We start from the raw sequence: 25,717 nt of genomic DNA on the forward strand, positions 1-25,717 counted from the left end.
CTCACTGTATTTTTCTTTTCGATAAAAACATGCTATTCTTTTAGGCAGGAAATGTAGAAAATGAGGTCGATTATTATGCATTATGATGTTATTGTCATCGGAGGAGGCCCTTCTGGACTGATGGCGGCAATTGGCGCTGCTGAAGAAGGCGCACGCGTCTTACTTCTTGATAAAGGAAATAAATTAGGGCGCAAACTTGCAATTTCTGGCGGTGGACGTTGCAATGTAACAAACCGTTTGCCACTTGATGAAATTGTTAAGCATATTCCAGGAAACGGACGCTTTTTATACAGTGCTTTTTCTATCTTTAATAATGAAGATATTATTACATTCTTCGAAAATCTTGGCGTCAAACTGAAAGAAGAAGATCACGGACGCATGTTCCCTGCCTCCAATAAAGCGCAGTCTGTTGTCGATGCTTTATTAGCACGATTAAAAGAATTAGGTGTGAAAACTCGTACAGATACACCTGTTGAAACCGTTGAATATGAAAATGGTCAAACGAAAGCTGTCGTTCTGAAAACAGGAGAAATATTAGAAACAAACCATGTTGTTATTGCTGTGGGCGGAAAATCCGTTCCTCATACCGGCTCAACTGGAGATGGGTATGCTTGGGCCAATAAAGCAGGCCATACTATTACCGAACTCTTTCCAACAGAAGTACCTATTCTTTCAAATGAACCATTCATTCAGGATCGTACGCTGCAAGGTCTTGCACTTCGCGATGTCAACCTTAGCGTTTTAAATCCGAAAGGAAAGACAATTATCTCTCATAAAATGGATATGTTATTTACACATTTTGGTATCTCTGGACCGGCCGCTCTTCGCTGTAGCCAGTTTGTTGTAAAAGCACTGAAAAAATTTAAAACAAATAACATTCAAATGAGCATCGATGCATTACCTGATGAAAATAATGAACAACTCTTCCAGCGCATGATGAAACAAATTAAGGAAGAACCGAAAAAGGGCATCAAAAATGTGCTAAAAGGTTTCGTACCAGAACGATACTTCTTATTTTTATTAGAGCGCAATGAAATTGATGGGAGTCAGCAAGCAGGGCAAGTATCTCACGAAAAAATCCGAGCACTTGCAAAAGAATTTAAAGAGTTCACCTTTACAGTAAATGGGACGCAACCTATTGAAAAAGCATTTGTGACAGGTGGTGGTGTTTCCGTTAAAGAAATTTATCCGAAAGAAATGGCTTCAAAATTAATGAACGGTCTTTATTTTTGCGGAGAAATTCTTGATATTCACGGATATACAGGTGGCTACAATATTACATCTGCCCTCGTTACCGGTCGAATTGCTGGAATGACAGCAGGACAACGCGCCATTCTAGAAAGAAACATGCATTAAGGAACGCCGTCTTTTATCATCAAGTACACGGATATTCTTTGTCAAATTACCGATAAGCTAGCTCTCTTTAGCAAAAAAGAAACAGACTTCCTGTTTCTTTTTTGTTGCTTTCTATAGCTTAGTACCTTTATATTTTATAATGTTGAATAATTGTAACAAAGGGGAAAACATATGAGAAAAAAAGTCATGATATCTTTAATGTTAATGACGTTTCTTTCCGCTGTGGAAGGAACGATTGTCAGTACAGCTATCCCCCGCATAACAAGCGACTTATCCGGCGTCGAACTTGTTAGCTGGGTATATGCCATTTATATGTTAGCAACAGCAGTTTCCACGCCAATTTACGGAAAGCTAGCAGACTTATTTGGTAGAAAGAAAGTACTTCTTATTGGTGCAACAATTTTCTTAATCGGTTCTGCGCTTTGCGGAATTGTTACATCAATGGAACAATTAATTATTTTTCGTGCGCTTCAAGGTATCGGAGCTGGCGCCGTTATGCCAATTACGATGACAATTATTGGAGACTTATATAGTGAGGCAAAAGAGCGTGCAAAAGCACAAGGTTGGATGAGTGCTGTTTGGGGCGTTTCTGGTGTTGTTGGGCCATTAGTGGGAGGCTTTTTAGTAGATTCCCTTTCTTGGCGCTATATTTTCTTCTTAAATGTGCCATTTGGAATTCTTGCCTGCTTCATGATTGTAATTTCCTACAAAGAATCTGTTCAATCAGCAAAACATCATATCGATTACGCTGGGGCAACGATTTTTTCACTAGGTACAATCGCTTTACTATACGCACTTTTAACAGGAAGTAGTAAGCAAAACTGGGGAGATATCACGATTATCGGCCTACTAATCGGTGCCGCTATTGCATTTATTCTTTTCTTATTTGTGGAAAAGAAATCTCCTGAACCATTAATTCCTTTAACACTTTTTTCGAACCGCACATTATCAACTGTAAACCTATTAACACTTATTGCAGGTGCAATGATTATTAGTATTACGATGTACCTTCCGATTTGGAGCCAAGGTGTATTAGGAAAAAATGCAACAGAAGCTGGACTTATTTTAATGCCAATTCCTGTTTTATGGACATTCGGCTCCATTTTTTCTGGCAATTTAGTTGGTAAGTTACAAACGAAACAAATCATTTTAATTGGAGCTAGCATCTTATCCGTTGCTACATTCCTATTATTTACGTTATCAACTCACTCACCATCATTTCTTATTTATATAGCGGTAGGGCTGTTCGGTTTAGGAATGGGGCTTATTACACCGATTTATATGGTCACAATCCAAGCAGCAGTTCCTGCCCGTACACGAGGTACAGCAGTTGGTTTAAATACATTCATCAATACATTTAGCCAAACATTAGGAGCCGCTATCTTTGGAACCATTTTTAATACAATGATCCATAAACAAGGAATGCAAAGCGTTAATCTCGTCTCAGGTGGACACGGGGGAGCAACAAATATAATAACAAAGTCACAGGAAGCATTAGCTTCTAGTGTACACGTTATTTATATGGGCACTTTCATATTGGCGGTGTTTACATTCATTATTGGTTGGCTTCTATTAAAACCAGCTCCGCAAACAAGTGAATAATAAAGCGAGGATGTCCTTCCGCGGTCATCCTCTTTTTTTACTCTTCATTTTCAACTATATATTTCAGCATGGACAATTTGTTATTCCAAAATTGTTCATAATACGAGAGCCATTCACGTATTTCAGCTAACGGTTCCGGATGCAAACAATATATTTTTTCTCGTCCGCTCTTCCTTCCACTTACTAAATTTGCCTCTGAAAGAATATGAAGATGCTTTACCACAGCTGTTCGGCTTATCGAAAAGTGAGCAGCTATTTTCGAAATTGGCAACTCTTCTTCAGTTAGTAAACGAAGGACTTCTCGGCGTGTTGGGTCAGCAATTGCTTGAAATACATCATATTTTGCCGCTGAGGAAGACATTTATCCTTCAACAACCTTTTTCAGTTTTTCATTTACAATCGCTACCCAGCCACCAGCCATTCTATCACGAATAACAGATACTTTTTCATTTGCTTTTGCAATTGTCTCCTCAGGTTGTTTCCATCCACTATGAATAAGAGTAAATTCTGTTTTATCTCCTAAGTCTTTCAAAATAAACGAAACAATCCAACCATCTGTATCCCATGAAAAAACGAAACGATTCGGTTCATCAATTTCTAATACTTTACACGTTGATGGTCCAAAAGGCGATTGTACATGAAATTCATGTCCTACCTTTGGTTCAAGGTTATTTGGCATAAACCAAGTGGCAACCCCTTCAGCAGTAGATACTTTATCCCATACTTTTTGAATTGGCGCATGAAAAATAGCGGTCTGTACAATATCTTGTACCATATCTTTTTGTTTCATTTTCTCTCTCCTTTATTTAACTCCAAAATGTAACACCTTTTGGTTTCATTTTATACGATATAACACTTTTTGGTTTCATGTCAACAATATGCATTTTAGACTGTTGAGAAACTCTCAACATTTTTTCAACAGGACAAACACACTCTCAACATTTCCTCATAATATGCTCACAAAGGTAAATAAAAAAGAAAAACCTCACGCATCATTTACGATGCGTGAATGATCAATCTACCTTACTTGCTTTTAGTCTCTCCTCCTTCCCATGGGATTAATAAGCAAACAAATATAATTGTGAAGGTACGCCCACAACTTATATTGCTCTATGAACAGGTAGTACTTCCTCAACATTTTGAATACGACAATTTGGCGAGAATCTGCATCTACTACTTGTTCTTTTTTCAATCAGCTATAAAAATTCACTATAAAATAAAGGAGAGGAAAGTTATGTACTACTGCATTAGTTGTTCTGAAATCCATCTAAAAAAAAGTAACAATGATAAAATATTTAAAAATGGTTTTTACATCGATCCTTTTTTAGGTGAACGTTATCACCTTGGTATGTGTAAAAACGTACATGATGCTAAAACTGAGGAAGTTGTTCTACCAGAAGCAAATACTAAAGCAACTCCATCTATTATGAATACTTTACCCACACATGTCGTCCCTACTTAAAAACATAAAAAAGAGCTGGAAAACTCCAGCTCTTTTTTATGTTTTATAGACGATCATTGCAGAAAAACAATAAATTTGATTTTCATCATCATTAATTGAAACCCCAACTTGATATTTAATATCTATCAGTTGTTCATCATTCAATTTCTTTAAAAAAACATTCACAGCATCTTCTAAATCTTTTTCATGACTTTCATCAAATACTTTCACGCGAATCATTTGAACACCGTCCTAGATCGCAGCTCTCCGCCACTAAATGATTGCCACGGTGCGTATCTATGATGCGATAAAATTTTCCACCTTCATGTACATATCCGTCTTCTAACACATACTGTTTCTCTTCAGTATTGACATAAAATTTACCTATCATAAATTTATTTGTATATAATTCCAAGTAATCTGCTTTAAATTTAGCTACTACATGATTTGTAATATCGATTTTAATTGTGCGTCTCACCTTTTCTCCCTCCTTTAATAAAGAACGGATTTAGGTATATTGTATTAACGATTTTACATTTTATGCTTCCTTTTAAGTGGATATGCCTTGTATTTACTCCATCATATCCTCCCTGTATCTCTTCGCATCTTCCTCAAAAAAAGCACCTTCCTATTGACCAATAACTAATCAATATGGTATTATATAAAATTTGACTTTTTAAAACCATTTATGTTATACTAAAACTAGTTACAACATCTGGAGGTGGATGATTTGTTTCAAATTGGTGATAAAATTGTTTACCCTATGCATGGAGCTGGAATCATTGAGGCGATTGAAGATAAAGAAGTGTTAGGTACGACACGTCAATATTGCGTTATACACATGGTGATTAGCGATATGCAAGTAATGATTCCTATGGATAAAGTTCAAGATTCTGGCATACGTTATGTCGTGGATCAAACAACATTAAGTCACGCTTTAGTTGACGTTCATAACGGAGAACCAGACGAATCACTCTCATGGAAACAAAGATATACATTAAATATGGAAAAGATGAAGAGCGGTGATTTTGTAGACGGAGCTGAAGTCGTACGTGATTTACTCCACCGCAATAAAGAAAGAACATTAAATGCGAGTGAAAAACAAATGTTAGACAATGCACGCAGAATCTTAATTAGTGAAGTCGCACTTGTTCAAGATGTTTCCGAAAATCAAGCAACCGATTTCTTACGAAACACGATTAATCATTAATAAAATACACATCTACAACGCAAACATAGTCAAACGCTTTTTTTTTTTTGCGTAAAAATTATTGCTAATCATAAATATCCTAAAGTTTCAACTTAGAAAAAAGAAGAGACGCTCATCTAAGCGTCTCTTCTTTTTTTCTAAGTTTATACATGATTTACATTTCATAAGACGTTACGTTTCCAACCTAATAATTGATGAAAAATATTGAGCAGTTTCAGTATACCATCACGATCAATCATAGCCTTATGCAATGTTACATATAAAGCGAAACTTGAATCAGTGGGGGTTTGATCATGTTTACGTTTATTCCAATTTCATAATATTACCAATACACTTCCTACCCTTTTGCAATTCCTAGCATAATTCCAGCTGCAATAATGAAAAGAATCCCAATGATAATTGCAATAAATTGACGCTTTGTCTTCTTTTCACCTAATATAAAAATTCCACCTAAAGTTGAAATCACAATTCCCATTTGTGAAAGAGAAAAACTAGTTGCTACTCCTACGCGTGGTTGTGAAATAAATAAAAACATATTTCCAGCTGCCCAAATTAGGCCTGGAATGATATTTCGAATTGCATATTTATTAAATGGCTTATGCCGAAATGTTAGTAAAATACCGCCTATTACCATTCCAATTGCTTGCGGCAATAAAGCCGACCATCCATTTACATGAAATAAGCGTATAACTACGACATATACTAAGTAACCGAAAGTTGAAACGAGTAAAATTATAATTCCTTTTTTAAAATTTCCTGCATGCGCTTCATTCTTTTCTTCTTCACTTTGAAGTGATGTCAAAACAATCCCAACAATGATACAAATGATTGCAAGAATACCTAATACAATAGATACGGTTGTTGACCATTCACGAAAAATTAAAACTCCAAATAAAGTTGTCGCGACTAATTGCATCCCTGTTGAAATCGGCATTGTTTTCGAAACGCCCAGCAAATCAATACTTTTTAATTGATTCGCTTGCCCAAGCGCCCAAAATAATCCCGATACAATTCCTACACCAATCACTACCGGTGTTAGCACTGGTTGTACAAAGATATAAATACCTATCGAAAAAATAAGTGCGCCTAATGTTGTTCCGAGCGTTTGACTATATGGGCCTCCGCCAAGTTTCACATTAAAAAGTACAATACTTCCCCAAAATAAAGCAGGTAAAATCGCTAAAAAGATATCCATTTTCCCAAACCTTTCTATGCTAAAATCTATAACATTTTGTATCCTTTATATTCCCCTCAATCTTTTAAAACAATACAAAAAACAGCAGGCTTCTAGTTTTTCAACTGAAACCATGCTGCTCTCTTTTTCAAACAATAGAATTATTTATGATTTAACATAAGCAATAACTTTTCTTGACTATACATCCAAACTGTAATAATGAGACAAGCAAGTGCTACTTCCGAAAGTGCCATAAATCCAATTGCATAATGACCTGTTAATTGGAACAGTACTGTTAAAATAAGCGGAGGGAAAAATCCACCTAATCCACCTAATGCTGCCACAAGTCCATTTACAACCCCTGCTTGCTTAGAAAAATACATCGGTACAAGTTTAAAGACTGTACCATTTCCAATTCCTGCACAAAATGCAACGAGTAAACAACCAAATGTATAGACATTCATGCTTGGCATAAATGATAAAATAATACCCGATAATGTCAATCCAATAAATACAAAGATTAAAATTTTAAATGGATTAAACTTATCACCAAGCCAACCACCTATCGGGCGCATAATTGTTGCTAATACAATAAATCCAGCTGTTCTCATACCTGCATCGACTTTTTCTAATCCAAAGTGAGACACTAAAAAGTTTGGTAAGTACACTGTAAAGGCAACAAATGATCCAAACGTTAAGAAATAGAAAATACATAAGAACCAAAGTTTCTCGTTTTTATACACACCTTTTAATTGTTCCAGTAATGGTGTATTCACTTTTCTTTCGTTGCGATCCCCTAATAAGAAATTTAATAACGCAAACAATGCTAATAAAATTAAAAATGACTGTACAGTTGCTCTCCAACCAAATGAACTTGCAATGACTGGTGCTAAAAAAGAAGTAACTGCTGTTCCTGCATTTCCTGCACCATAAATACCATTTACAAAACCGTGACGTTCTTTCGGATAATATTTCGGTAATGACGTCACACCTACAGAAAATACAGCGCCACCAATCCCTACGAATAGGCCACCAATAATTAAGTCCATCATAGAGTTTGCAATACTAACATAAAAAACAGGGAATAGTAAAATAATAAAACTGATAAAGAATAATTTTCTTGCTCCATATCGGTTTGTCCAATACCCAATTGGTATTCGAAGCACCGATCCTAAAATAACAGGTACTGCTGTTACAAGGGAGATTTGCCCTGCCGTTAACGTAATATCTGTTTTAATAAATGGCATTAACGAAGATAATATCACCCATACCATAAAACCAATAATAAGATTAGAAGTTTGTAATCCTAACTGAAAATTCGGACCTCTCATCTTTTTCGCCTCCTAATTTGTTCAACATTTCACAATTTTATATTCATTCCCTCCAGTCTAATCACGCAATCTCGTGATTAGACTGGAAAAAATCAACCTCCACTTACAGGTGGAATAAGTGCGACAACATCGCCCGCCTGAATTGTATCCGTATCATTTGCATATTCTTCATTAATTGCAATCATAATTTGCTGATCAACTGATAAATGATACTCTTTTACAAGCAACTGTTTTAACTCTGTAACTGTTATGTTGTCACATTCTATTTTCAGTTCACTTGTTCCAGCTTCTTCTTGCAAATTCGCGAACAATAATACTTGAATCATGATTCCAGCTCCTTTCCCGGTTCTCCATCTGGATACGATACTCTTTCTAATTGATCACCAATCCACGAATCGCCATCTTCCCAAAATTCTTTTTTCCAAATAGGTACAATTTGTTTGATTCGTTCCATAATATATTCATTCGCTTCATAAGCAGCTTTTCGATGCGGTGTTGACACCGCAACAACAACTGCGATATCAGAAATTTGAAGGGTACCAGTGCGATGCGTAATCGCAACATGTGTCCCCGGCCATTTTTCTTTCACTTCCGCACCAATTTTTGCAAGCATTTTTTCAGCCATTGTTTTATAAGCGACATACTCTAAATATAATGTACGGCGCCCTTTCGTAAATTCCCTAACGGTCCCAATAAAAGTTGTCACTGCGCCGCATTCTCGGCTAATCACTTTATTTGTTACTTCTTCAATTGAAATCGGTGTATCAATTACTTCATAATACGTATATGTCATTTTGCACCTCTTACCATTTCTACAAGCCATTTCATATAAGAATCGGCATCTGCTATATGAAATATTTTATATGTTTTTTGTAAATGTAAAATCGCTTCATCCCAGACAATAACGGCTTTTATGTTATCTACTTGTTCCAATAAAGACATATCATCTAGCGAACGAAGTAAGACAATTTTCGGATACGGTTCTGTTTTATATCCTTCTATTAAAATGAGATCTACTGCAAAGAATTCATATAACTGAATTACATCCTTTAACACCCAATGATTACGAAGTGCTGAAATAGATAACAGCCCAGCTCCTTCTACACCACTTACGACTGCCCCAGCTTGTCTATGCCGTTCACTATCTTTTTGCGGAAGTTCAGGAAACCCACCATGACCATGATGCTTAATCGTAGCAACTTTCCTTCCTTCGTTTGAAAAAGCATGAACTAACTTCTCCATTAATGTTGTTTTCCCACTATTTTGATATCCTACTATTTGTAAGATTGGAGTGGCTCTGCCCATGGCCATTCACTTCCTTGACCCGAATCAAGCAATAGAACAGAGACGGTCATACCTGCTTCGAACCCTCGCGTTCCTCCTGGTAGTACAATGAATGCATTTGCTTCTGCAAGAGACGATACAGCGCTCGACTTATCCAAACCTACTGGAGTTACATGTAACATACCATTTACAACACTTACTTTCCCCCTTACAAAACGTGTGAATGGATTTGCTTTTGGGAAATCTTTTTGCAAAACGGCATCCGCGCGATATACATATGGTTCCTTTGCGTAAAGATGCGTTTGTATAACGGGGTAAACAAATAATTCAAACCCGACATAACAAGCAGATGGGTTACCTGATAATCCGAATAATAGCTTTCCTCCCACTTCGGCTACTGTTGTCACACTACCTGGTCTCATGGCAACCTTATTAAATAGTACATTCGCCTGTAACCGTTCATAAATAGCAGGTAAATAGTCATAATCCCCTACTGAAACACCACCGGTTGTAATTAAAATATCAACTTCATCCAGTGCCGCTTTCACAGCTTCATAACAAGCATCCAATCTATCTGCAAGCTGCCCATAATACCGCACTTTTCCGCCTGCTTTCGTAATTTGAGCTGCAATCATATAAGAATTACTATTTCGGATTTTTCCCGGTTCAAGTGGTTCATGCACTTCTAACAGTTCACTTCCAGTCGTAATAATTCCCACAACTGGCTGTTTTACAACATGAACTGAACTGTATCCAAACGTTGCTAATAACGCTGCTACACCTGGATTTATTGTCGTTCCCTTTTTTACAAGCACATGATTTTTCTTTATATCTTCACCTTTAAATGAAACATGATCTCCTGCTTGAAAAGAACGTTTTAACTTCATATATGTTGTGCCATTTCTTTTCAAGTCTTCTGTCAACTCTAACATAACAACAGCATTACATCCTTCTGGAATCGCTGCTCCTGTCATAATTCGAACAGCTTCAAATGCCTTCACTTCTCCTTGAAAAACAGAACCTGCTCCAATCTCTCCCACTACTTTAAATTCAATTGGATTACTTTGACTTGCCTCTTTCGTATCTTCTGCCCGAATTGCGAATCCATCATAAGGAGAACGATTGAAGTGAGGTACATCGTGATTAGCTACAACATCTTCTCCAAGTACTCTTCCATAACTCTCCATAAGAATCGTCTCTTCTATTTCACCGCGCTGAGCATATTTCATCACTCTCTTTACTGCTTCAGCAACTGGAATAGGTACTCGTTTTTCTAGCATTTTTTTCACCCCTGTTTGCAAAATATCACATCTTGATTACACTTTATATTGTACAATGCTAATCATACTAGCAATTACTACAAGGAGGAATTCCATGTCTTCATTTACTCATTTTAATGACCAAGGCCGCGCTAAGATGGTCGATATTAGCGATAAAAAAGTAACAGTGCGCACTGCAATTGCTTGTTCTAGCATCCTTGTTACAAAAGAAATTTATGATAAAATCTCCCATCATGAAATTGGGAAAGGAGATGTACTAGGCGTCGCTCAAATCGCTGGTATTATGGCGGCGAAACGTACTTCTGATGTTATTCCAATGTGCCACCCCTTACTTTTAAAAGGAGTCGATGTTTCCTTTGATTGGAAACAAGAAAAAAAACAATATCGTTTACTTATTGAAGTAAAAGTAAAGACAGAAGGAAGTACAGGCGTTGAAATGGAAGCTTTAACAGCCGCTTCTATGACCGCTCTTACCGTATATGATATGTGTAAAGCTGTCGATAAAGGAATGATGATCGGCGAAACATATCTTCTCGAAAAAACAGGAGGAAAAAGCGGCGACTATCTTCGACATTCATAAATATAATACCATCCGCTAAACCTAAAGGTTGCCTTTAGGTTTAGCCTATATACCTCGTATATAATCGCTTCGCTTCTGCCTTATCATTTGTCCCATGAACAAATGCTCTACCGTCCTTAAAGAGAACAAAACGATACTCCTCAATGAAAAAAGATAATAAATACGGTGTTACTTGAATATCCACGCTTTTTTGTAAGCGCTTTTTAATTTCTTCTAGATTAAGAGATTTCGAAACGCCAGGACGGATTTGAACCGTATTTCGTCCACATAATACTTCGGTTTTCATTTGAGATTCAAATGCCAAACTTGGGTACGTACGTAACTTTCCACAAGACGGACAACTGTCTTTTTTCTGCCTATTCACTTTAAATGCCATATGCTGATTATTCCAAACATCAAATGACAGCATTGTCTCCCGAAGCGATCCAAAATCTTCTACTAATATTTTCAAAGCTTCGGTTACTTGATGTGCAACGACCATTTGTACTGCCGGCTGTATTACCCCTACTGTATCGCATGTAGCACCACTTGTCGGATGCTCCATCAAACAGCGGAAGCACGGTGTTTTTCCTGGAAGAATTGTATATGTTACGCCATAACTTCCAACGCACCCTCCATATATCCAAGGTACATTATATTTTTGTGAAATATCATTAATAAGAAGACGCGTATCAAAATTATCTGTTGCATCTACTATTAAATCTACATCTTGTATGAATTCTTCCATTTCTTGTATCGCCACATCCGTCACAACTGGAATAATCTCAACTTCAGAATTAATCTTCTGTAAATGTTCTACAGCTGCAATTGCCTTTGGCTTATATTGCTTTGCATCTTCTTCTGTATATAATTGCTGCCGCTGCAAATTGCTCCACTCGACATAATCTCGATCCGCAATGGTCAGTTTTCCGATTCCTGCCCTAACAAGTGCTTCAGCATTGGCAGCGCCAAGAGCGCCAGCACCAATAAGCAATACATGCTTTTCTCTTATTTTCCTTTGTCCAGCTTCACCAATACTTGGAAATAATATTTGCCTTGAATAACGTTCCTGCAATGTTTTTCCCCCTTCTTATCCTCCAATATAAGACATTTCAATTTTTGCGCGATTTTTCGCGCTTTCTTCTGTCCGCTCATCAGAATATCGGTCTTTTCGATATCTCCATACATCTTGCATGACTTGTAATAACTCATTATCAGAACAATTTGTTCTAAGCAACGCTCTTAAATCCGTACCTTCTGTCGCAAACAAACACGTATAAAACTTTCCATCAGCTGAAATTCGCGCTCTTGTACATGAAGAACAGAATGATTCAGAAACAGAAGTGATAAATCCAACTTCCACATCACTTCCTATATAACGATAACGCTTTGCGACCTCTCCGAAATATTGTGGTTCAGCAGGTTCAATCGGGTATACATTGCCAATCATCTCAATTAATTCTTGTTTTGTAACTACCTGTTCGAAATTCCATCCGTTCGTACTCCCAACATCCATAAATTCAATAAAACGCAGCGGTATTTCCTGTTCTTTAAAATAAGTAGCCATTGGAAGAACTTGACTATCATTCATTCCTTTTTTCACAACCATATTTACCTTTACTTCAAGACCGGCTTCTTTAGCAGCTATAATCCCTTTTAACACAGGTTTCGTACTAATATTCCGTCCATTTATTTTCTGAAATACATGATCTTCTATCGCATCCAAACTAACGTTTACTCGTTGTAAGCCCGCTTCCTTTAATGCTTTTGCTTGTTTCGTCAAATGGATACCATTTGTTGTTAGCCCAATATCCGTTATACCATCAAGACTTGCCAGACGCTTAATCAGCTTCGGTAAATCTTTTCGAAGTAATGGTTCTCCGCCTGTAAGTCTAATTTTCTTTACACCCATGCCAACAAATAATTTTGCTAATCTTTCAATCTCATCAAATGTAAGTAAAATTTCTTCTTGTAAAAAAGCATAATCTGGTCCAAATACTTCGGCCGGCATACAATATGTGCATCTAAAATTACAGCGATCTATAACTGAAATCCGTAAGTCTTGAAGCGGGCGCTCGAAAGAATCTCTCACCTTCTCGTGCATCATCACCCCTCCTTTTTGCTTCATTCCTATCTTTCTTCATTCTATTATAATATATTTTTGAACTGCGATGTTTTAGCTCGTGTTCTTTGTTTGCTTTCCATATTTTATTTGCCTTCATCATAATCAAGTAATCTAATATTTGTTGTGATATTTCTCACATCATGTGCGCCATTCAAAAATTCTTCACAAATCCGTTCGTAATTTGTTCACATTGAAGGAAAAATTCCCCACAAAAAAACCTTGAAACAAACTGTCTCAAGGTGAATACTGTCTATTTATTGAATGAAATCATTATTATAGTAATGCTCTTTATCAGTCATCCACTACTAAAAGTTTTCGTTACTTTTTTAATAAGCATACTAAAAAACGAGTAGAAAAAAATGGATGAAACAATAAAAAACTTCCTATAATACTATTATACTTAACAGATGTTTGCATGAAACATCTACTTCTTTATATAAAAATGAACTTATTTCTTATACTATACAGGAAATATTACTTGCATTTTCATCATGCTTACACTCAAAATAAAGGATAGACTGCTCGAAAAAGAAAGGTGATTGCTGTGACAAATCGTACGGCATTATCAAATGATTTAAAAGAACTACTTGCATCTGTTGAATATAAAATGAAAGTCAGCAAAGGAAGCTATATTTTTCAAGAAGGTATAGAAGCAAAAGAGCTCTATATCATTCGATCTGGAAAAGTACAAATTAGTAAAATTAGCGCTGATGGACAAGAGTTAACACTTCGCATTTGTTCAAAGGATGATATTATCGGCGAATTAACACTATTTGCAGATCATGCAAAGTATTTATTAAATGCAAAATGTCTCGAAGAAGTTGAGATTGGTGTAATAAAACGAGATGCCTTAGAAAAAGCACTGCTTCAAAAGCCAGCTCTTGCGTTTGAATTTATGAAATGGATTAGTGAGCATCTAAGAAGAATGCAAACAAAATTTCGTGATTTAGTATTGCATGGAAAAAAAGGAGCTTTATATTCCACACTCATTCGCATGACAAATAGCTACGGTATTTTAAAAGAAAATGGTATCTTGATTGATTTGCCTTTAACAAATCAAGAACTCGCTAACTTCTGTGCTACTTCACGCGAAAGTGTCAATCGTATGTTAAATGAATTAAAAAAACAAGGAATCCTTTCTATTCAGAAAGGAAAAATCACAATTCATAATTTACAATTTTTAAAATGTGAAATTTCTTGTGAAGATTGCCCCTCCTCTATTTGTAGTATTGAGTAGTCTCTCTATTTGAGAGGCTACTTTTTCTTTTCTCCTTCATTCTACACGAAAAACACATAATGAAATGTGAAAAACACCACATTTTTACGAAAAACATTACATTTTGATTTTTGACAATCTGTTGAACTGTGATAGATATCACATCCCTATTTATGCCCTCCTCTTATAGTGAAGATAAGAAAACAAGAGGTAATAAAGGAGTGAGCAGTATGAAAAAGAAATCTTCAGCATTCATGAAACGTTTAAAATATTTTTCTCCAATAGATCGCTATAACGAGAACCATACACAAGAAACATATGAAGATCGTGAATGGGAAAATGTCTATCGAAAAAGATGGCAACATGATAAAGTCATCCGCTCTACACATGGAGTAAACTGTACTGGCTCTTGTAGTTGGAACATTTATGTAAAAGATGGAATTGTAACTTGGGAAGGGCAAGAATTAAATTATCCAACTACTGGCCCTGATATGCCGGATTTTGAGCCTCGTGGTTGTCCACGCGGTGCAAGTTTTTCTTGGTACATTTATAGTCCACTTCGCGTGAAATATCCATATGTACGAGGCGTCCTTTGGAATATGTGGAAGGAAGAACTTCAAAATCATGCATCACCATTAGATGCTTGGAAAAGCATTGTAGAAAATCCTGAAAAAGCTCGCACCTATAAAAGTGCACGTGGTAAAGGTGGATTCATTCGTGCGAACTGGGATGAAGTATTGCAGCTTGTTGCAACCTCCTTACTATATACAGTAATGAAATATGGCCCCGATCGAAACGTTGGTTTCTCACCAATTCCAGCCATGTCTATGTTAAGTCATGCTGCTGGTAGCCGCTTTATGCAGCTAATGGGCGGACCTATGCTTAGCTTCTATGATTGGTACGCTGACCTCCCACCCGCTTCCCCACAAATTTGGGGTGATCAAACGGATGTGCCAGAAAGTAGTGATTGGTACAACTCTGGCTACATTATGACATGGGGTTCAAATGTGCCAATGACAAGAACGCCAGATGCTCACTTCTTAGCTGAAGTGCGTTATAAGGGAACAAAAGTCGTTTCTGTAAGTCCTGACTTTGCTGAATCTACAAAATTTGCTGATGACTGGATGAGCGTAAAACAAGGGACAGATGGCGCGCTTGCGATGGCAATGGGGCACGTCATTTTACAAGAGTTTTATGTGGACAAACAAGTGGAATACTTCACAAATTATGCAAAACAATATACTGATTTCCCGTTCTTCGTCACATTAAAACAACAAGGAGACCAATTCATAGCAGATCGATTCTTACATGCAAGTGATATTGGCCGTGAAACAAAGCATGGCGAATGGAAGCCTGTTCTTTGGAATGATAACACGAATGATTTTGCCACTCCTCACGGCACAATGGGCTCTCGTTGGGATAACGAGAAGAAATGGAACTTGCGCTTAGAGGATGAGCAAACGGGGAAAAAGATTGATCCACGTCTTTCTTTACTTGGCATGGAAGATGCCGCTTGTACTGTACAGATTCCATACTTCTCTGATGAAGGAAATCAAATACTAGAACGAACAATTCCAGTGAAGAAAATTAAAACACGAGATGGTGATGTTTTCGTTACAACTGTGTACGATTTAACATTAGCTAACTACGGCGTAAACCGTGGACTTGGCGGCCAAGAGTCAAAAGACTTTCATGATTCGATTCCATTTACACCAGCATGGCAAGAAAACATTACAGGTGTAAAACGAGACTTAGTCATTCAAATCGCTCGTGAGTTTGCTCAAAATGCTATCGATACAAATGGTCGCTCCATGATTATTGTAGGTGCTGGTATTAACCATTGGTTTAACTCTGATACGATTTATCGCGCTGTTTTAAACCTCGTTCTTCTCGTTGGGGCACAAGGCGTAAATGGCGGTGGTTGGGCACATTATGTCGGGCAAGAAAAATTACGTCCAGCCGAAGGATGGCAAACCATTGCGATGGCAAGAGACTGGCAAGGTCCTCCAAAGCTACAAAACGGGACATCATTCTTCTATTTTGTAACAGATCAGTGGCGTTATGAAGATACACCAGTCGGTCATTTAGCATCACCAGTTGTTGGCAACTCACGCTATCAACATCATGGTGATTACAATGTATTAGCAGCTCGTCTTGGCTGGCTTCCTTCTTATCCGACTTTCGAAAAGAATGGCATTGAAATTTATAAAGAAGCTGTCGCTAATGGGGCAACCACAAAAGAAGAAATTGGAATATATGTGGCACAGAAATTAAAAGAAAAAGAACTGAAATTTGCCATTGAAGATCCAGATAACAAAAATAACTTCCCACGTAACTTATTTGTATGGCGTGCAAACTTAATTTCAAGTTCAGGTAAAGGTCACGAATATTTCTTAAAACATTTACTCGGTACAACAAATGGATTAATGAACGATGATAGCGATTCATTGCGACCAGAAGAAATAAAATGGCATGAAACGGCCCCTGAAGGCAAACTAGATTTACTTGTTAACCTAGATTTCCGTATGGCCGGGACAGCACTTTATTCCGATATTGTTCTACCCGCTTCAACATGGTATGAAAAACACGATTTAAGTAGTACAGATATGCATCCATTTGTACATCCATTTAATCCAGCTATTGGTTCACCATGGGAAGCTCGTTCCGACTGGGACATTTTCTGCTCCCTTGCAAAAGCAGTCTCTAAATTAGCAACAGAACTTGATCTTGATCCAATAAAAGAAGTTGTTGCAACTCCGCTTCTTCACGATACACCGCAAGAATTAGCACAGCCACTTGGCAAGATTAAAGACTGGAGCAAAGGGGAATGTGAACCAATTCCAGGTAAAACGATGCCACAAATTTATGTTGTCGAGCGTGATTATAAAACAATTTATGACAAAATGACTGCGCTTGGACCAAATGCTGGTAAACAACCAATTGGGACAAAAGGTATTTCTTGGTCCGCAGAAAAAGAGTACGAACAATTAAAGAGTCGCTTAGGAGTCATCCGCACCGATTCTATCGCAAAAGGATGCCCTAATATAACAGAAGCAGTCCATGCAGCAGAAGCAGTCCTTACTCTTTCTTCAACAACTAATGGTCATATGGCTGTAAAAGCGTGGGAAGCTCTTGAAAAACAAACAGATTTAAAATTACGCGATTTAGCAGCAGAACGCGAAGAAGAGTGTTTCACATTCGAGCAAATTACAGCACAACCTAAAACAGTAATTACTTCTCCTGCCTTTACTGGCTCAGAAAAAGGGGGACGCCGCTACTCACCATTTACAACAAATGTAGAACGTCTTATTCCTTGGAGAACGATTACAGGACGACAATCATTCTACTTAGATCACGAGATGATGAAAGAGTTTGGTGAAACAATGGCAACATTTAAACCAATCTTGCAGCATAAACCGTTTCAAAAATCACGTCCGGAAGTAGAAGGAAAAGAAATTACGCTAAACTATTTAACGCCGCATAATAAATGGTCTATTCATAGTATGTACTTCGATTCCTTACCAATGTTAACACTATTCCGTGGTGGTCCAACTGTTTGGATGAATAAAGATGACGCCGCTGAAGCTGGTGTAGATGATAACGACTGGATTGAATGTTTCAACCGAAACGGCGTTGTTGTAGCACGTGCAGTTGTTACACATCGCATACCAAGAGGAATGGCCTTTATGCATCATGCACAAGACCGTCATATTAACGTGCCTGGTACAAATTTAACAAGTAACCGTGGTGGAACGCATAATAGTCCAACGCGCATCCATGTAAAACCAACGCATATGATTGGCGGATATGGTCAATTAAGCTATGGGTTTAACTACTATGGTCCAACGGGTAATCAGCGTGATTTAAACGTCGTCATCCGCAAACTGAAGGAGGTAGATTGGCTTGAAGATTAAAGCACAAGTCGGAATGGTAATGAACTTAGATAAATGTATCGGCTGCCATACTTGTAGTGTAACGTGCAAAAATACCTGGACAAATCGTCCAGGTGCTGAATATATGTATTTTAACAATGTGGAAACAAAGCCTGGTATTGGCTATCCAAAACAATGGGAAAATCAAGAAATATATAAAGGCGGCTGGGAAGTAAAGAACGGTGAACTTCAGCTCAAATCCGGTTCTAAAGTGAAACGTCTACTAAATATTTTTCATAATCCAGATCTACCGACAATCGATGATTACTTCGAGCCATGGAACTACGATTATGAAACGTTAACAAACAGCCCGCAGCGCAAACATCAACCAGTAGCTCGTCCAAAATCGGCAATTACAGGCGAATTTATCGATAAAATTGAATGGGGGCCAAACTGGGAAGATGACTTAGCTGGTGGACATATCACTGCCTTACAAGACCCGAATGTAAAGAAAATGGAAGAAGATATTAAGACAGACTTTGAAAACGTCTTTATGATGTATTTACCTCGCATTTGCGAACATTGTATGAATCCGTCTTGCGTTTCTTCTTGTCCATCTGGCGCGATGTATAAACGTGAAGAAGATGGAATTGTTCTTGTCGATCAAAATGCATGCCGTGCTTGGAGATTTTGTGTATCTTCTTGCCCATATAAAAAAGTGTATTTCAACTGGCAAACGAATAAAGCGGAAAAATGTACAATGTGCTTCCCTCGTATTGAGGCGGGTATGCCTACCATCTGTTCTGAAACATGTGTAGGGCGTATACGCTACATTGGTGTTATGTTATATGACGCTGACAAGGTAAAAGAAGCCGCTTCCATCGAAAATGAAAAAGACTTATATGAATCGCAGCTTACTGTTTTCTTAGATCCAAATGATCCAGAAGTAGTTGCCGAGGCAAAAAAACAAGGAATACCTGAAGAATGGATAAAAGCAGCGCAACATTCACCAATTTACAAAATGATTATCGATTGGAAAATCGCTCTTCCGCTTCACCCTGAATATAGAACAATGCCAATGGTTTGGTATATTCCACCGCTCAGTCCAATTATGAATATAGTCGAAGGAAAAGGAAGCAACTGGAAAGAAGAGGATATTTTCCCTGCAATTGATAATATGCGAATTCCAATTCAATATTTAGCGAATTTACTTACCGCTGGGGACGAATCCCACATTCGACTTACATTGAAAAAAATGGCTGTCATGCGCACACATATGAGAGCACTACAAGTTCATAAAGAGCCAGATGAAATGGTATTAAAAGAACTTGGATTAACAAAAGAAGATGTAGAAGATATGTACCGCCTACTAGCAATCGCAAAATATAAAGATCGCTTTGTTATTCCAACAACTCACCGCGAGCAAGTTGCTGATTTATATAGTGAACAAGGAAGCTGTGGCCTTTCCTTTGCCGGTGGTCCAGGCTCTTGCATGACGCTTTCTTAACTAAGGGAGGTAACAACGATGAAACAAAGTTTACAAACCGCTTTTTCTTGTACTTCCTTCCTTCTCTCCTATCCTGAAGCAGGATGGAGAGAAGCTTTACCCGAACTACAAGAAACAATCCGTACGATTACAAATGAAGAAATTCGCACATTGCTTACAAGATTCATAAAACAAGTACAGAACAAAACAGATGCGCAACTAATCGACTCGTATGTGTATACATTCGACTTCGGAAAAAAGACAAATTTATACTTAACTTATATGAATACAGGTGAACAAAGAGAACGCGGAATTGAATTACTAGAATTAAAACAACATTATCAAAAAGCTGGCTTTATGGTAACAGATAAGGAGCTTCCTGATTACTTACCACTTCTTCTTGAATTTCTAGCAAACGCACCGGAAGAAGATTGTGATCCACTTATAAGTAAGTACATGAAAAATATACAAGCTTTGCATGAGCAATTAAAAAAAGCAAATTGTCTACATGAACCAATCATCGCTTCCGTTCTGCTTGCTATTGATGCATGGGGTGTACAAACAAATGAGAAAGGAGTTCTCTAAACATGCTGGATCAATTTTTCTGGGTGCTATTTCCTTATATCATTTTCGCAATCTTTATCGGCGGACACATTTTTCGCTATAACTATGACCAATTTGGTTGGACATCAAAATCTAGTGAACTGCTCGAAAAGAAAATACTTCGAATTGGAAGTCTTCTCTTTCACTTTGGAATTATGTTTGTAATCGGCGGTCATATTATGGGAATTTTAATTCCGGAATCTGTCTATCGCTCACTCGGTATTTCAGAGTATACTTATCATATCATTGCTATTAGTTTCGGACTTCCTGCTGGAATTGCTTCTATTGTTGGATTAGTAATCTTAATGTATCGTCGTTTTACAGTAAAACGTATGATTGCAACAAGTACAAAAGGAGACTATATAGCTCTCATTCTACTGTTCATTGTTATGTTAGCCGGTCTTTCTTCTACCTTTTTCAATATTGATGCAAAAGGCTTTGATTACCGTACAACAATTGGCCCATGGTTCCGTAGTCTGTTCATTTTCAGTCCGAAAGCAGAATATATGGCAGACGTACCGATTTGGTTTAAAATTCATATTATTGCAGCACTAGGCCTTTTTGCAACTTGGCCATTCACAAGACTCGTACATGTATTTAGTGTTCCCGTAAAATATTTACGTCGCAGCTACGTAATTTATCGAAAACGCATGCCCATGCACCTTAAGAAATAATCCCCTACAATCAGGGGATTATTTCTTATAAACCAGGCGCGGAATTAAAAGCATCTGTATTTGGCACTGCTTGCAAAATTCCAACGGGATTCTCCCCTTATAATCCTGTATTTTGACTTTCAGATGTTTGTGTTCCTCTTGTATACGTTGTTGTCACTGTGTCACCTGGTTGTAAGCAAAGATTTGATGTTGTACCAACTACTGTTACAACATCGATGCACGTCGGTCCCAATGCCCCGCTATATGTTTTAGAAGCAACAAATGAAGTATCACTTAAGTGATCACCTGTAAATATATTTCCATACTGATTTACAATGACAAATTTTTGAATATGAGCAGGCATATTTATTCCTCCTTTCCTTTATGATCCTAATGTTAATTCACTCGTTTCTAATGGCGGGAAAAACTCTGGAACTCTTGGCGTTTCAGGTTGCATACGTTTGCCATTAAAAAAATTAGCGATGCTTGACCCGCCAGCACCAGCATATACTTTTTGAACCCCTGAAGGTGAAAGGCTATAATAATCGCCTACATTCACGTTGCCTTTATTATTGATAATTTTCATATTACGAATTCGCGCACCCAAATTATTCCCTCCTTTGTACACTGTATGCATAAGAAAAAAAACTTGAAACAGACACGTTTCAAGTTTTTATAAATTCATTATTTAATTTCTCCTTTATATTGCAGCATACCGCCAACCATATTGACGGTTTTAAATCCTTGCTCATTTAAATAGTGACATACATTTTCACTGCGCATTCCTGATCTACAAATAAAAATATATTCATTTTCCTTATCAAAGAATTCCAATTTATTTGCAATGTCACCCATTTTTATATGTACAGCTTCTGGAATTTTCCCTTGCGCCACTTCTTCATCTTCACGTACATCTACTAGAAATAATGTCTCTCCATTTTCGAGACGCTTTTGTACTTCTTCTGTTGTAATTGTTTTTACTTCTGTCATCGATTGTTCCTCCTTATATACAATAAAACTTTGAAACAGTATTTTTCCTCTTTACTCACCAATTTTAGCATGCTGATGGCTGAACGCAAAGAAATGAAACTGTACCTTTTCTTATCTCTTTCTCAACTTTTTATCAATATTTATACTTTACAAAGCTAACTTTCACATTGTATTCTCATAATACTTGTTTTACGAAAGGAGCGAAGTGACATGACACTTTCATTTTTCTTTATGGGCCTTATTTTTCTTATTCTTTCTATCATTGTATTTAATATGAAGAAAAACTATAATAAGCTATCGTTTCAAGAAATCTCATTCCTACTTTTATTACTTAGCATCGCTTTTTTCGGCGCATGCATTGCCACGTATATTTTTCGTTTAAAGTTTGTATAAAGAAAGGTGCTACTTGCTAAATATGCACCTTTCTTTATACAAAACTAGATATTTTACGATTCAAAAACTCATACAATTTCTTCTCAAATAGATGGATATCCATCACTCCAGCCATATGTCCATTCGTGCTTTCAATCTCATATACTTCTGCAAATTTCCCTTGTTTTTTCAGGCTATCAACCATTTTATAATTATAATGTGCTGGTTGTAATACGTCTTGCTTACATGGAATCATCAGCACATTTGCCTCAATTTGTGAAAGTGCCTCATCCATAGAGGAGAAGCCATACGCAATATCATGTAATAACGTTGCCTTTGCAGTATACATCCATGAATTTGCGTCTACAAATTGAATATTTTGAAGCGTTAAGCGATCAATCTCTTTCTCAAATGATGTCGGTGAACCAAAGTTTTCATACGGTTTTGTTTCGGTACTATTACGCGGAAATTCCTTTTCATAATACTTCGCATCAAATGCATTGATAAACATCATTTTACTTGCTACATGTAATCCCTTAATTGGTTGCTCTTCCCCATAAGTCCCATCCTGCCATTTCGGATCCAACTGAATGGCATCAATTGCATTCCGCAAAACATTCACAGATGTTACAACTGGATTTTGCGGATTCGTAATTACACCTATCATTCGTTCGACCATATGCGGATAATGAACCGCCCATTGCTGCGCAATCATCCCACCTGCCGATGGCCCAATTACAGCGTGTAACCTGTTAATCCCTATTTCTTTTATTAATTCATATTGGATGCGAGCAACATCTAAAAAAGTGAATACTGGAAAATCCATCCCATATTCCAAACCGGTTTCTGGATTCATTGACTTTGGCCCTGTCGTTATAACATACGGATTTTTCACTTGAACATTACAAAGATTATCCGTACATATAACAAAGTATTGGTCCGTATCAATTGCTTTTCCTGGTCCAATCAACCCATCCCACCATCCAGGCAGTAAATCATTCTCCGTATACTTTCCTGCCGCATGACTCGTTGCACTAAAATAATGACAAACTAAAATCGCATTGGATTTTTCCTTATTTAACTTCCCATATGTTTCATATCCCATCTGAATAGGAATTTTCTTTTTATTTGCAAATGTAAATTGTTTCAAAGAAAAACACTCTTTTTTCACATACACGTTCCATTTCTCCTTTCAAACATCTTATTCTTCCAACCTCTCTACTAACCCGCTCAATTTTTCCGTCTATAATGGCAACTGCTTTTACATATTTGATTATTTTTCATACTCCATCTCAAGTCCCATCATTTTCATAACAAATCAATTTTGCTTATAAAAAGATTACACGTTTCTAAAAGAAAACCTTCTTTTTATATCACAGTTTTCTTTCCAGACATATGTATAAGAAACAAAATACACCATAAACTAACATCATCTTACATAAGTTAAAGAGGGAGAAAGCAATGATTTGGAACTGGTTACGAAAGAAAAAAACAGCAAAGATCCAAAAGGAAACTGCTAAGCAGGACGAGCAGCAACGCCTTGTGCAAACTTCTCAGCAAAGAGAGCAAAAGCAATCCGAACAACAGCACCTTAATCAAGCTTCTCAGCGAGGAGAACAGATCCTCAATAAGCAACAACCTGTTCAAGAAGCAACCCATACACATACTAGTGACAATAGCATTTATGATTTCAGTCAACCGAAGAAAGAAAAGGTTCACACTCTTCAAGATTTGTTAGAGAAATTGAAAGCATCTAGCGATTTTGTCAATTATCACACATCCGATGATGAAACAATGCCATACTGGATTTCTTACTATCGGCCATCACTTGACGGTGAAAAGTTACAAAAATATTTAATGCCAACATTATTAGAACGCACATGCTCTACATTAGAAGAATTGAAAGAACACATTCCAATGAGTGGAATTATAATTACAAATGATTTACAAAAAATAGAAGATATGGTCTTAAAGGGGCACGCAATTGTTCAATTACATGAAAAAGATCCAAAATGTCTACTTGCAAATATCGCAATTGATAATTATCGAGCACCAACTGCACCATTAAATGAATCAACAGTAGTTGGCCCACAAGAGGGTTTCGTCGAAGATATTGATACAAATATAAATTTAGTCCGAAAACGCCTCCCAGTATTAGCATTACAAACGAAAGAAATTATCATTGGAGCTTTTTCAAAGACAAAGGTTGTGATGATGTACTTAGACAACCTTGCTGAAAAAGAAAATGTTGCTTTCTTAGAAGAGTCTCTTCGAACAATTAAATATGATCAAATTAATGACAGTTCTTATATTCAAGAATTAATGGGTGAAAAGTCAATTTTCCCTCTCTATATTAATACAGAGCGCACTGATAGAGTAACAAAAGCTTTAATCGATGGAAAAATTGCTATTTTTGTCGACGGCTCACCTAGCGTTTTACTTACGCCTGTCTCTTATTTTGATTTCTTTGTTTCACCTGAAGATTACAACGTCTCTTGGATGTATGCTACATTTTCGAGAATGTTACGTTTAATTGCTGTTCTTTTTTCGATTTGTGCAACTCCATTATATGTCGCTGTCTTAAGCTATCATTATGAATTGATTCCAAGCGACTTATTAGAAACATTGATTTTATCCAGAGCCCAAGTTCCATTCCCTCCTTTAATAGAAGCGCTATTTTTAGAACTTGCAATTGATTTATTAAGAGAAGCAGGCGCCAGACTCCCAATGAAAGTAGGGCAAACGCTCGGTATTGTAGGGGGGATTGTAATTGGTCAAGCCTCTGTTGAAGCTGGTTTAACAAGTAATATTCTCTTAATTATTGTTGCTTTATCTGCACTTGCTTCCTTTATTACACCTATTTATAAAATGGGAAACACTGTGCGATTATTACGATTCCCATTTTTGATTAGTGCAGAATTAGGCGGACTTTTAGGCATTGTACTTGGATTTCTTTTTTTATTTACCCATTTATTCCGCCTATCATCTTTACGCAAACCATATGCCCTCTTTTATCCAGCAAGGAAACAATCCTTTAAGGACTCTTGGGTGCGGTTTCCTCTATCTGTAATTGATACAAGAGATGTACAAACAAGACCACAGCACGTAAAAAAGACTGCAAAAGGTATTCCAATAAAACATAGATCTGATTTTGATGAATAAA

At 37.0% G+C, this 25,717-nt stretch carries 27 protein-coding genes and 1 pseudogene; 12 read left to right on the forward strand and 16 right to left on the reverse strand.

Annotation, left to right across the window (positions count from 1 at the left end):
• The first annotated feature begins 75 nt into the window (after positions 1-75).
• The gene (locus MR058_RS11635) at positions 76-1,356 is read left to right on the forward strand and encodes a BaiN/RdsA family NAD(P)/FAD-dependent oxidoreductase (RefSeq protein WP_242144294.1); all 1,281 of its coding nucleotides are present in this window, start codon (positions 76-78) and stop codon (positions 1,354-1,356) included.
• A 171-nt stretch (positions 1,357-1,527) separates the two neighbouring features.
• Complete coding sequence (locus tag MR058_RS11640; RefSeq protein WP_242144185.1) at positions 1,528-2,958, forward strand: MDR family MFS transporter; 1,431 nt, start codon at positions 1,528-1,530, stop codon at positions 2,956-2,958.
• Positions 2,959-2,995: 37 nt separating this feature from the next.
• On the opposite strand, the gene MR058_RS11645 is transcribed toward MR058_RS11640, so the two are convergent.
• Positions 2,996-3,319, reverse strand: coding sequence for an ArsR/SmtB family transcription factor (locus tag MR058_RS11645; protein WP_242144186.1), 324 nt, complete (start codon positions 3,317-3,319; stop codon positions 2,996-2,998).
• Complete coding sequence (locus tag MR058_RS11650; protein ID WP_242144187.1) at positions 3,320-3,748, reverse strand: SRPBCC family protein; 429 nt, start codon at positions 3,746-3,748, stop codon at positions 3,320-3,322.
• 444 nt (positions 3,749-4,192) lie between these two features.
• On the opposite strand from MR058_RS11650, the gene MR058_RS11655 reads away from it, so the two are divergent.
• Positions 4,193-4,420, forward strand: a complete 228-nt coding sequence (locus MR058_RS11655; protein WP_242144188.1) for a DUF3973 domain-containing protein — start codon at positions 4,193-4,195, stop codon at positions 4,418-4,420.
• A 36-nt stretch (positions 4,421-4,456) separates the two neighbouring features.
• On the opposite strand, the gene MR058_RS11660 is transcribed toward MR058_RS11655, so the two are convergent.
• A complete protein-coding gene (locus tag MR058_RS11660; protein ID WP_012095843.1) occupies positions 4,457-4,639 on the reverse strand; it encodes a sporulation protein Cse60 in 183 nt (60 codons plus the stop codon).
• Complete coding sequence (locus MR058_RS11665; RefSeq protein ID WP_242144189.1) at positions 4,617-4,877, reverse strand: DUF2553 family protein; 261 nt, start codon at positions 4,875-4,877, stop codon at positions 4,617-4,619. Before MR058_RS11665 ends, MR058_RS11660 begins: the two co-directional genes overlap by 23 nt.
• 252 nt (positions 4,878-5,129) lie before the next feature.
• On the opposite strand from MR058_RS11665, the gene MR058_RS11670 reads away from it, so the two are divergent.
• Positions 5,130-5,609 carry a CarD family transcriptional regulator gene (locus MR058_RS11670; RefSeq protein ID WP_242144190.1) on the forward strand — a complete coding sequence of 160 codons (480 nt, stop codon included), beginning with the start codon at positions 5,130-5,132 and terminating at the stop codon, positions 5,607-5,609.
• A gap of 337 nt (positions 5,610-5,946) precedes the next feature.
• On the opposite strand, the gene MR058_RS11675 is transcribed toward MR058_RS11670, so the two are convergent.
• The 6 genes from MR058_RS11675 to MR058_RS11700 form a co-directional block, all read right to left on the reverse strand.
• A complete protein-coding gene (locus tag MR058_RS11675; protein WP_242144191.1) occupies positions 5,947-6,804 on the reverse strand; it encodes a RhaT/GlcU family sugar-proton symporter in 858 nt (285 codons plus the stop codon).
• A gap of 140 nt (positions 6,805-6,944) precedes the next feature.
• Positions 6,945-8,114 carry a nitrate/nitrite transporter gene (locus tag MR058_RS11680; protein ID WP_242144192.1) on the reverse strand — a complete coding sequence of 390 codons (1,170 nt, stop codon included), beginning with the start codon at positions 8,112-8,114 and terminating at the stop codon, positions 6,945-6,947.
• A gap of 92 nt (positions 8,115-8,206) precedes the next feature.
• Complete coding sequence (moaD, locus tag MR058_RS11685; protein ID WP_242144193.1) at positions 8,207-8,440, reverse strand: molybdopterin converting factor subunit 1; 234 nt, start codon at positions 8,438-8,440, stop codon at positions 8,207-8,209.
• Positions 8,437-8,907 (reverse strand): molybdenum cofactor biosynthesis protein MoaE, encoded by a 471-nt coding sequence (locus tag MR058_RS11690; RefSeq protein ID WP_242144194.1) that lies wholly within the window; start codon positions 8,905-8,907, stop codon positions 8,437-8,439. Before MR058_RS11690 ends, moaD begins: the two co-directional genes overlap by 4 nt.
• Positions 8,904-9,425: a molybdopterin-guanine dinucleotide biosynthesis protein B gene (mobB, locus tag MR058_RS11695; protein WP_242144195.1), complete on the reverse strand. Its 522-nt coding sequence runs from the start codon at positions 9,423-9,425 to the stop codon at positions 8,904-8,906. Before mobB ends, MR058_RS11690 begins: the two co-directional genes overlap by 4 nt.
• A complete protein-coding gene (locus MR058_RS11700) occupies positions 9,389-10,678 on the reverse strand; it encodes a molybdopterin molybdotransferase MoeA (RefSeq protein ID WP_242144196.1) in 1,290 nt (429 codons plus the stop codon). Before MR058_RS11700 ends, mobB begins: the two co-directional genes overlap by 37 nt.
• A gap of 94 nt (positions 10,679-10,772) precedes the next feature.
• On the opposite strand from MR058_RS11700, the gene moaC reads away from it, so the two are divergent.
• On the forward strand, positions 10,773-11,258 hold the full coding sequence (moaC, locus tag MR058_RS11705) for a cyclic pyranopterin monophosphate synthase MoaC (protein ID WP_242144197.1): 486 nt from the start codon (positions 10,773-10,775) through the stop codon (positions 11,256-11,258).
• Positions 11,259-11,298: 40 nt separating this feature from the next.
• On the opposite strand, the gene MR058_RS11710 is transcribed toward moaC, so the two are convergent.
• Together MR058_RS11710 and moaA are read right to left on the reverse strand one after the other, a co-directional pair.
• Positions 11,299-12,312 carry a molybdopterin-synthase adenylyltransferase MoeB gene (locus MR058_RS11710; protein WP_242144198.1) on the reverse strand — a complete coding sequence of 338 codons (1,014 nt, stop codon included), beginning with the start codon at positions 12,310-12,312 and terminating at the stop codon, positions 11,299-11,301.
• A gap of 15 nt (positions 12,313-12,327) precedes the next feature.
• Positions 12,328-13,341 (reverse strand): GTP 3',8-cyclase MoaA, encoded by a 1,014-nt coding sequence (gene moaA, locus MR058_RS11715; RefSeq protein WP_242144199.1) that lies wholly within the window; start codon positions 13,339-13,341, stop codon positions 12,328-12,330.
• Positions 13,342-13,906: 565 nt separating this feature from the next.
• Here moaA and MR058_RS11720 point away from each other — a divergent pair.
• The 5 genes from MR058_RS11720 to narI all read left to right on the forward strand — a co-directional run bounded on the left by MR058_RS11720 (position 13,907) and on the right by narI (position 21,213).
• On the forward strand, positions 13,907-14,599 hold the full coding sequence (locus tag MR058_RS11720) for a Crp/Fnr family transcriptional regulator (protein WP_242144200.1): 693 nt from the start codon (positions 13,907-13,909) through the stop codon (positions 14,597-14,599).
• A 209-nt stretch (positions 14,600-14,808) separates the two neighbouring features.
• Positions 14,809-18,492 carry a nitrate reductase subunit alpha gene (locus MR058_RS11725; RefSeq protein ID WP_242144201.1) on the forward strand — a complete coding sequence of 1,228 codons (3,684 nt, stop codon included), beginning with the start codon at positions 14,809-14,811 and terminating at the stop codon, positions 18,490-18,492.
• Positions 18,482-19,957, forward strand: coding sequence for a nitrate reductase subunit beta (gene narH / locus MR058_RS11730; protein ID WP_012095857.1), 1,476 nt, complete (start codon positions 18,482-18,484; stop codon positions 19,955-19,957). Before MR058_RS11725 ends, narH begins: the two co-directional genes overlap by 11 nt.
• 18 nt (positions 19,958-19,975) lie before the next feature.
• Complete coding sequence (gene narJ / locus MR058_RS11735; RefSeq protein WP_012095858.1) at positions 19,976-20,521, forward strand: nitrate reductase molybdenum cofactor assembly chaperone; 546 nt, start codon at positions 19,976-19,978, stop codon at positions 20,519-20,521.
• Between the two features lie 2 nt (positions 20,522-20,523).
• A complete protein-coding gene (narI, locus tag MR058_RS11740) occupies positions 20,524-21,213 on the forward strand; it encodes a respiratory nitrate reductase subunit gamma (protein ID WP_012095859.1) in 690 nt (229 codons plus the stop codon).
• 25 nt (positions 21,214-21,238) lie between these two features.
• Here the strand turns inward: narI and MR058_RS11745 are convergent.
• From MR058_RS11745 to MR058_RS11755, 3 genes and pseudogenes are all read right to left on the reverse strand, one after another.
• Positions 21,239-21,556 (reverse strand): annotated as a pseudogene (locus MR058_RS11745) (hypothetical protein).
• An 18-nt stretch (positions 21,557-21,574) separates the two neighbouring features.
• Positions 21,575-21,799 (reverse strand): spore germination protein, encoded by a 225-nt coding sequence (locus MR058_RS11750; protein ID WP_048723997.1) that lies wholly within the window; start codon positions 21,797-21,799, stop codon positions 21,575-21,577.
• A 77-nt stretch (positions 21,800-21,876) separates the two neighbouring features.
• Positions 21,877-22,182, reverse strand: a complete 306-nt coding sequence (locus tag MR058_RS11755; protein ID WP_048723996.1) for a rhodanese-like domain-containing protein — start codon at positions 22,180-22,182, stop codon at positions 21,877-21,879.
• A 210-nt stretch (positions 22,183-22,392) separates the two neighbouring features.
• On the opposite strand from MR058_RS11755, the gene MR058_RS11760 reads away from it, so the two are divergent.
• Positions 22,393-22,575 carry a hypothetical protein gene (locus tag MR058_RS11760; protein ID WP_012095864.1) on the forward strand — a complete coding sequence of 61 codons (183 nt, stop codon included), beginning with the start codon at positions 22,393-22,395 and terminating at the stop codon, positions 22,573-22,575.
• Between the two features lie 34 nt (positions 22,576-22,609).
• Here the strand turns inward: MR058_RS11760 and MR058_RS11765 are convergent, their stop codons facing one another.
• Positions 22,610-23,731: a homoserine O-acetyltransferase family protein gene (locus MR058_RS11765; RefSeq protein ID WP_048723995.1), complete on the reverse strand. Its 1,122-nt coding sequence runs from the start codon at positions 23,729-23,731 to the stop codon at positions 22,610-22,612.
• A gap of 284 nt (positions 23,732-24,015) precedes the next feature.
• On the opposite strand from MR058_RS11765, the gene MR058_RS11770 reads away from it, so the two are divergent.
• The gene (locus MR058_RS11770) at positions 24,016-25,716 is read left to right on the forward strand and encodes a spore germination protein (protein ID WP_094398375.1); all 1,701 of its coding nucleotides are present in this window, start codon (positions 24,016-24,018) and stop codon (positions 25,714-25,716) included.
• The last annotated feature ends 1 nt before the right edge of the window (position 25,717 follow it).

Source organism: Bacillus cereus group sp. BfR-BA-01430, from assembly GCF_022663115.1.
GTDB lineage: Bacteria > Bacillota > Bacilli > Bacillales > Bacillaceae_G > Bacillus_A > Bacillus_A cereus_BD.